Origin of the sequence: Methyloligella solikamskensis, assembly GCF_042676065.1 — a bacterium.
Lineage (GTDB): Bacteria > Pseudomonadota > Alphaproteobacteria > Rhizobiales > Methyloligellaceae > Methyloligella > Methyloligella solikamskensis.
In genome coordinates this window covers 461,629-468,661 of sequence record NZ_JBHTJO010000002.1, presented here as the reverse complement: position 1 = coordinate 468,661, position 7,033 = coordinate 461,629, and the positions used below count along the sequence as shown (strand labels likewise).

Annotated in this window: 7 protein-coding genes; 4 read left to right on the top strand and 3 right to left on the bottom strand. The window is 63.1% G+C overall.

The window, feature by feature from the left end; translation table 11 throughout:
* The first annotated feature begins 499 nt into the window (after positions 1-499).
* Positions 500-1,426, top strand: coding sequence for an MBL fold metallo-hydrolase (locus ACFQ2F_RS15280; RefSeq protein ID WP_379091557.1), 927 nt, complete (start codon positions 500-502; stop codon positions 1,424-1,426).
* Positions 1,427-1,565: 139 nt separating this feature from the next.
* On the opposite strand, the gene ACFQ2F_RS15275 is transcribed toward ACFQ2F_RS15280, so the two are convergent.
* Positions 1,566-2,390 carry a DUF1499 domain-containing protein gene (locus tag ACFQ2F_RS15275; protein ID WP_379091555.1) on the bottom strand — a complete coding sequence of 275 codons (825 nt, stop codon included), beginning with the start codon at positions 2,388-2,390 and terminating at the stop codon, positions 1,566-1,568.
* A gap of 178 nt (positions 2,391-2,568) precedes the next feature.
* Between ACFQ2F_RS15275 and ACFQ2F_RS15270 the strand changes: the two genes are divergently transcribed.
* Positions 2,569-3,957, top strand: coding sequence for an aminotransferase (locus tag ACFQ2F_RS15270; RefSeq protein WP_379091552.1), 1,389 nt, complete (start codon positions 2,569-2,571; stop codon positions 3,955-3,957).
* A gap of 15 nt (positions 3,958-3,972) precedes the next feature.
* On the opposite strand, the gene ACFQ2F_RS15265 is transcribed toward ACFQ2F_RS15270, so the two are convergent.
* Both ACFQ2F_RS15265 and pdxH read right to left on the bottom strand, forming a co-directional pair.
* Positions 3,973-4,728 (bottom strand): SDR family NAD(P)-dependent oxidoreductase, encoded by a 756-nt coding sequence (locus tag ACFQ2F_RS15265; RefSeq protein ID WP_379091550.1) that lies wholly within the window; start codon positions 4,726-4,728, stop codon positions 3,973-3,975.
* 58 nt (positions 4,729-4,786) lie between these two features.
* The gene (gene pdxH, locus ACFQ2F_RS15260; protein WP_379091548.1) at positions 4,787-5,428 is read right to left on the bottom strand and encodes a pyridoxamine 5'-phosphate oxidase; all 642 of its coding nucleotides are present in this window, start codon (positions 5,426-5,428) and stop codon (positions 4,787-4,789) included.
* Between the two features lie 370 nt (positions 5,429-5,798).
* Here pdxH and ACFQ2F_RS15255 point away from each other — a divergent pair, with 370 nt between their 5' ends.
* Positions 5,799-6,095: an RT0821/Lpp0805 family surface protein gene (locus tag ACFQ2F_RS15255; RefSeq protein ID WP_379091546.1), complete on the top strand. Its 297-nt coding sequence runs from the start codon at positions 5,799-5,801 to the stop codon at positions 6,093-6,095.
* A 158-nt stretch (positions 6,096-6,253) separates the two neighbouring features.
* The coding region (fabI, locus tag ACFQ2F_RS15250; protein WP_379091544.1) for an enoyl-ACP reductase FabI at positions 6,254-7,033 on the top strand (780 nt) is incomplete at its 3' end.

The window sequence follows — 7,033 nt, the reverse complement described above, 5'->3', positions numbered from 1 at the left end:
GAAGCAGACAATCTCAGGCACATCCGCACCCTTCTGCTTCGCAGACTCAAATGCCCGAAGCGCCGCCAGCCCGCTCGGACCAGCCCCAATAACGCATACGCGCTCGCTCATAACACGGCTCCTCATTCATCCCTTGCAGTCGCGCTTCTGCAGATCGATGCCAATAAGAGACCAATTCTGCAGAAGTACTTCCTGCCTGTTACGTTCAGCGAAGCTTAACTGGCTGTCAATATGATTTCCTGACAGTAAATTATTCAGGCTGCTCAAATTCTAGTCAGGACGATGCTTGGAAAGCGGACCAATACACCTTCCGGTTGCGTCCATTTGTTTGGAATGCCGCGACGTTGTGCCCGGGGGACCACATGTTTGCCAGGTGGCGGAGAGCCACATTTTGCGCAAAATAGAATGGGAGGTAGGGGCCATCTCCATGGCTGTTTTCAGTCAGTTAGTACTTTTCGTACAGCCATTGTTCGCCCAACAAACATCAAGACGAAGATAGATGTCCGCAGAACTTGCGTTCAATCGCAGTGCCGAAGTCGATTACGGAGTCCCGGAGGAAGTTGCTCCGGGCGTGCGCCGCATCGTGGCCAACAACCCCGGCCCGTATACCTTCCTCGGCTCGAACACCTACATCGTTGGTGACAGCGAGGTCGCCGTGATCGATCCGGGGCCGTCCGATCCGGCCCATCTCGATGCGATCGTACAAGCGACCCGCGGCCAGCGGGTGAGCCATATCCTGCTGACCCATCGTCATCGCGACCACACCGACGGGGCGCGTCCCCTGCAGGATCGGCTGGGCGGCGAGATCTATGCGTTCGGCCGCGAGAAGGGCGGGCGCTCGATCAACATTCCCGGCATCGAAGGCTTCATCGACGAAGGCCTGCAGCCTGACGTCCTCCTGAAGGACGGCGACGAGGTGAAGGGGCGCGGCTGGAGCCTGGACGTGATCCACACGCCGGGCCACGCGCCCGATCATCTGTGCTTCGCGCTGGTCGGTCAGCGCACCGTGTTCACCGGCGACCACGTGATGGGCTGGAACACCACGGTGATCGCCCCGCCGGAAGGCAGCCTGGCCGATTTCCTCGCCTCGCTGGAGAAGCTGATGGCGCGGAACGACAAGGTCTTCCTGCCGGGCCATGGCGGCCGCATCCAGACCCCGCAGCGGGTGGTGCGCGCCTACATGATGCACCGGAAATGGCGGGAGCAGACCATTCTGGCCTGTCTGGAGGACGGGGTGAACCATATCGCTCCCATCGTCGACCGGCTCTATGGCGGTCTCGACGAGGGGCTAAAAGGGGCCGCCGCGCTCTCGGTCTTCGCGCATCTGGAATACCTGATGACGCGGGGGTTGGTGACCTGCGATGGCCGCCCCGGCCTGCTCAGCGCTTACGCGCTCACCGAGCAACAGACCAGCCGCGCGTCTTAGGTCTCACCGGACTCTCAACAGGCAGAGCCGTCATCCCTGCGAAAGCAGGGATCCAGTGCGGCGATTACTGGATTGCCCGATCAAGTCGGGCAATGACAGAGGAGTGTGGCGCGACCACAGGCAGTCCCAACCACCCCACTTAGCGCGGGGTCTTGCGGGTCGGGAACGGAACACCCGGCTCGGCTTCCAGCACGGGCTGCTCGCCTTTGCGGATGCCTTCGCGCACCTCATCGAACAGGGCATCGATGCGGGCGGCGTTGGTGCCGATGTCGTGGTTGCCGTAGCGGGAGATGGACCGCACGTCGATGGTGGCCGTGGCGGCATCGCCCACCACCTCGACCGCGACGTCATCGGTAAAGCCCATCACGAGTGTATGGGATTCTGCCTGGATGTAGCCGAGGCTGTTCTGCACCGGCTGCTCCATGGTGACGATGTCCCAGTTCAGCCGCCGCATGGCCTCCCGCACCAAAGCAAAACTCTCCGCCGCCGACCGCTCCAGCACCAAAGGCCGGATATTGGGATAGGCCTCGCGCTGGGCAGCGATGGCGTCTTCGCTCGGCGCTTTGATCGGGTTGGCGTCGTCGGGGCGCACCGATAGGTCCTTGATCCGAATGGGCCGCTCCGGCGTGGTCGCTGCCTGGGTGAGAGACGGGAGCTGCACGGCTTGAGCGCCGAACCAGAGGAAAGGCGCCAGGCCGATGGCGGCGAAGAGGAGCGCGAAGACCGGATCGCTGCTGCCGCGGCGGTCTCCTCGCCAAATGCGGATCAACCCCACCAGGGTCAGGGAGACAGAGATCGCTAGCCCGGCGAACGAGACGGCCAGCAGATTGATGGCCGCCTTGGTGCCGAGCGGCGAGAAGTAGTGCAGGCCCGCGGTCAGCAGCATCAGCAGCAGGAAATAGAGCGCGAGCCTGCGGCCCCAGATTGCGGCGCGAGAGGGTCTCAGCGGGATCGGTGCGGTCATGGCTGCCGCCTCGCGTCATTTTGCGCATACGCCTCTTTTTGCGTATCGCCCCCTTGCCAGCGGGCCGCAGGCGTTGCACCTCCAGAAATGAGATTATGATCGCGTTGGAAGGTCCCCACCGCACTCGCCTTCATCATGCCGCCGTCAATTTCGCCCGTCCGGGCACAAAGGAGTTTCCATGCCGCCGTTTCAGCCAGACCAGCAAGAAGACATCGCCAGCCTGGTCCACCCTTATACTAACCTTTCTACGTTTCGCGAGAGCGGGCCGACAATCCTCACAAGCGGCGAAGGAGTCTATGTCACCGACTCCGAGGGCAATCGGTATCTGGAAGGGCTGGCCGGCCTCTGGTGCACGGCGCTGGGCTACGGCAACGAGGAGCTGATCGAGACGGCGAAGGAGCAGCTCTCCACCCTCTCCTTCACCCATCTCTTCGGCGGCAAGAGCCACGAGCCGGCGATCGAGCTGGCCGAGAAGCTGAAGCAGATGGCCCCCTGCCCCGTCTCGAAGGTGTTCTTCACCTGCTCGGGGTCGGAAGCCAACGACAGCCAGGTGAAGCTCGCCTGGTATTACAACAATGCCCGGGGAAAGCCGGAGAAGAAGAAGATCATCTCGCGGGTTAAGGCCTATCACGGCGTCACCATCGCGAGCGCCAGCCTGACCGGGCTGCCCAACAACCATCTCGACTTCGACCTGCCTTACGGCGACCGGTTCCTCCATACGAGCTGCCCGCATCACTACCGCTTCGCGGAAGCCGGCGAGAGCGAGCTCGATTTCTCCGCGAGGCTGGCTGAGGATCTGGACGCGCTCATCAACCGAGAAGGGCCCGACACGATCGCCGCCTTCATCGCCGAGCCGGTGATGGGCGCAGGCGGCGTGATCGTGCCGCCTGAGGGGTATTTCGAGGTCATCCAGGCGGTGCTCGCCAAGTACGACATCCTGTTCATCGCCGACGAGGTGATCACCGGGTTCGGCCGGCTCGGCACCATGTTCGGGTCCGAAGCGCTCGGCATCGAGCCGGACAGCATCTCTCTGGCCAAGGCGCTGACGTCCGCCTATGCGCCGCTCGGTGCGGTGACCGTGTCGGAGCCGGTTTACGAGGCCATGCTCGACGAGAGCGAGAAGATCGGCACGTTCGGCCACGGCTTCACCTATGGCGGTCATCCCATGTCGGCCGCGCTCGGCGTAAAGACGCTTGAGATCTACGAGCGTGAGAATATCGCCGGCCGGGTCGCCAAGATCGCGCCGAAATTCCAGGCACGGCTGAAGGCGCTGTCCGATCATCCGCTGGTGGGCGAGGCCCGCGGCATGGGGCTGATCGGCGGGCTCGAGCTGGTGGCCGACAAGGCGACCAAGCAGCCCTTCGACCCGAAACAGTTCGTGGGCGCCAAGGCCGCGGCGCTGATCCAGAAGGAAGGGCTGATCATCCGGCCCATCGGCGACACAATCGGCATCTGCCCGCCGCTGATCATCACCGAGGACCAGATCGACGAGCTGTTCGATGCGCTGCATCGCGGCCTAGATGCGGCCGAGGAGATGGTGCGGCGCGAGGAGTTGCGGGCGGCTTAGACCAAGCCGCGCCGACTAAACGTGCTGGCCGCCGTTTATGTGCAGTTCGGCGCCGTTCACGTAGCTCGACTGCTCGGTGCAGAGGAAATAGATGGCCTTGGCCACCTCCTCCGGCGTGCCGAGGCGGCGCATGGGGATCTCTTCCAAGAGCTTATCGGTGCCCGGGGACAGGATCGCCGTGTCGATCTCACCCGGCGAGATGGCGTTCACGCGGATGCCGTGGGGCGCAAAATCGTTGGCCATCTCGCGGGTCAGCGAGGCCAGCGCCGCTTTGGACGTGGAGTAGGCCGCGCCGGCGAAGGGATGCACGCGTGAGCCGGCGATGGAGGTGACGTTTACCACCGCGCCGTCCGCTGCGCTCAGCTCCTCAAGCAGGCCGCGGGCCAGCATGATGGGGGCGAAGAAATTCACCTGGAACACCCACTGCCAATCCTTCACCTGCATCTCAAGGGTGCCGAGCCGGCTGCCGTCCTCGCCCTTCGGCGAGATGCCGGCATTGTTGACCAGCGCGTTCAGCCGGGAGCCTTGGGCTTTCAGCCGGTCGCGCATCTCGGCGATCGCTTCGAAGGTGTTCTTGGAATCGGAGAGGTCGACCTGGATGTGGTCCTCAGGCCCCGCTTCCCAGGGGCAGTCCTCCGGGAATGGATGGCGCGAGCAGGTGATGACCCGCCAGCCGGCGGACGAGAACCGCTTCACGGTCGCGTGGCCGATGCCTCGGCTGGCGCCGGTCAGGATCAGCGTCTTTCGCTCTTCGTTGGGAATCAGGGTCATGCGGTCTGGCGATCGCTCCTTGGGGACGGGTTCGTCCTAAGATAGGGATTCACACGGCTTACGGGTAGAGCCGCTCCCGTTTCCAGGGGTGCTCCGGCGATTCTCGGCGGAACACCATGCGGTCATGGAGGCGAAAGTCGCGGCCCAGCCAGAACTCGATCTCCAGCGGCACGATGCGATAGCCCAGCCAGTGAGGCGGGCGCGGCACCGGTCCGTCGCCGAACTCCGCCTCGCGGGTCTTCACCGCCTCTTCCAACACGTCGCGGGATGGCAGCGGCCGGGATTGCTGGGAGGCCCAGGCCCCGATGCGGCTTTCCCGCGCCCTGGTGCCGAAATAATAGTCCGCCTCTTCCGGCGTGGTCAGCTCGACCCTGCCACGGGCCCGGATCTGGCGCGCAAGCGCCTTCCAATGAAAGCAGATGGAGGCTTTCGGATTGGCGGCAAGCTCGTCGCCCTTCACGCTCTCGGAGTTGGTGTAGAAGATCAGGCCTTCCGGCGTCAGATCCTTCAGAAGCACCATGCGCACATTGGGCATGCCGCCAGCATCGGCGGTCGCGAGCGCCATGGCGTTGGCCTCCGGCGGCTCATGAGCGTGGGCGTCCTCCAGCCATCGGGCGAACAGCGCAAACGGATCCTCCGCGTCGGACAAGGCCTCGGCGGCGGCTTTCTTCAACTCTGAAACTTCGGAATTTTCGGCCATATCGTCGCCGACTTTCTACCGTTTCGCGCGGTTTTTGCAATTTCTCATTCGGCGCGGCGAATTTTCATCCCCTTCCGAGACTGGCATTTACGGTTTGCTCACCCTGTTGGATCACGATGGGTCCCGTTGATAGTTGGCGCGGCTGTGTATTTGGCGCGCGTTTGTGTGGGGACGAGTGGTTATGCGTACGTTCCATTGGAACGCTCCTATCATCATAGGGGCGGGCTGCCTGGCGTTATACTTTCTGGCACCCGCCCCCACTTCTTCGCTGGCCCAGGAGCAGCCGGCACAACGTTCAGCATCGCTGGACCTTCAGCCGGTGCCAGGGGTCTCTTTAAGGGGACCGACCTGGGAGGGGGAAGATCAGGCGATGACGGAACCCGCCACCCTGGCGGCGTTGCGGTCGAAGCTCGACGAGAGCGACCGGAACGTGGCGTTCAACGCGCTTGAGATCGCGCTGACGCAGCTCGGCGATGGCGCCACCCTGGTCTGGAAACGGCAGAAAAACGGGCTTTCCGGGGTGATCAAGACTATCTCCGCCTTCCGGGACGATGAGGGCCGGGTCTGCCGCAAGGTCAAGTATTCCATCACGCTGGGCACCTTCGAGCGGTCCGTCACCGGCTCGGCGTGCCGGGACAAGGACGGCAGCTGGACCCTTTCGAGCTGATCGAACCGCCGGCAAAGCGTCCGGCGCGATGTCCTGCTAACGATAGGCGTCAATTCGACCTAGCCTCGTACGGGCTCTGGGGCCTATAAGGCCACAACCTTCTATCGACCCGTGGCGCTTTCTGCTTTAAAGCGGCAGCCGAACAGGGGGATGTGTCCATGGCCGAAACTGGCAATCTCATGGCGGGAAAGCGCGGCATCGTTCTGGGTGTCGCCAATAACCGCTCAATCGCTTGGGGAATCACCAAGGCCTGCGCCGATCAGGGCGCGGAAATCGCGCTCACCTACCAGACCGATGCGCTAAAGAAGCGCGTCGAGCCGCTTGCCGAACAGATCGGCGCGAAGCTGGTGCTGCCGTGCGACGTCACCGACGAAAAATCCATCGATTCCGTGTTCGAAGCGCTCGAGAAGGAATGGGGCTCCATAGACTTCCTGGTGCACGCGGTCGCGTTTTCCGACAAGTCCCAGCTCGACGGGCGTTATGTCGATACGACCGAAGACAACTTCACCATGACCATGAAGATCTCCTGCTTCTCGCTGACCGCGCTGGCCAAGCGCGCCGAGAAGCTGATGACCGATGGCGGCTCCATCATCACGCTGACCTATTACGGTGCCGAGAAGGTCATGCCCCATTACAATGTGATGGGTGTGGCGAAGGCAGCCCTTGAGGCGAGCGTGCGTTACCTCGCCGCCGATCTGGGCGAAAAGGGCATTCGCGTGAACGCGATCTCCGCCGGACCGATCAAGACGCTCGCGGCCTCAGGCATCGCCGATTTCCGCTATATTCTGAAGTGGAACGAGTACAACTCGCCGCTGGGCAAGACCGTGACGCCGGAAGAAGTCGGCGGCGGGGCGCTTTACCTCCTGTCCGATATGGGACGAGGGGTCACCGGCGAGGTGCTGCATATCGATTCCGGCTACCACATCGTCGGCATGAAG

What these genes read in the sequence shown, in the direction of transcription:
- ACFQ2F_RS15280 (WP_379091557.1), top strand. Translation starts at nt 500, where the DNA reads ATGTCCGCAGAACTTGCGTTCAATCGCAGTGCCGAAGTCGATTACGGA.
- ACFQ2F_RS15275 (WP_379091555.1), bottom strand. Translation starts at nt 2,390, where the DNA reads ATGACCGCACCGATCCCGCTGAGACCCTCTCGCGCCGCAATCTGGGGC.
- ACFQ2F_RS15270 (WP_379091552.1), top strand. Translation starts at nt 2,569, where the DNA reads ATGCCGCCGTTTCAGCCAGACCAGCAAGAAGACATCGCCAGCCTGGTC.
- ACFQ2F_RS15265 (WP_379091550.1), bottom strand. Translation starts at nt 4,728, where the DNA reads ATGACCCTGATTCCCAACGAAGAGCGAAAGACGCTGATCCTGACCGGC.
- pdxH (WP_379091548.1), bottom strand. Translation starts at nt 5,428, where the DNA reads ATGGCCGAAAATTCCGAAGTTTCAGAGTTGAAGAAAGCCGCCGCCGAG.
- ACFQ2F_RS15255 (WP_379091546.1), top strand. Translation starts at nt 5,799, where the DNA reads ATGACGGAACCCGCCACCCTGGCGGCGTTGCGGTCGAAGCTCGACGAG.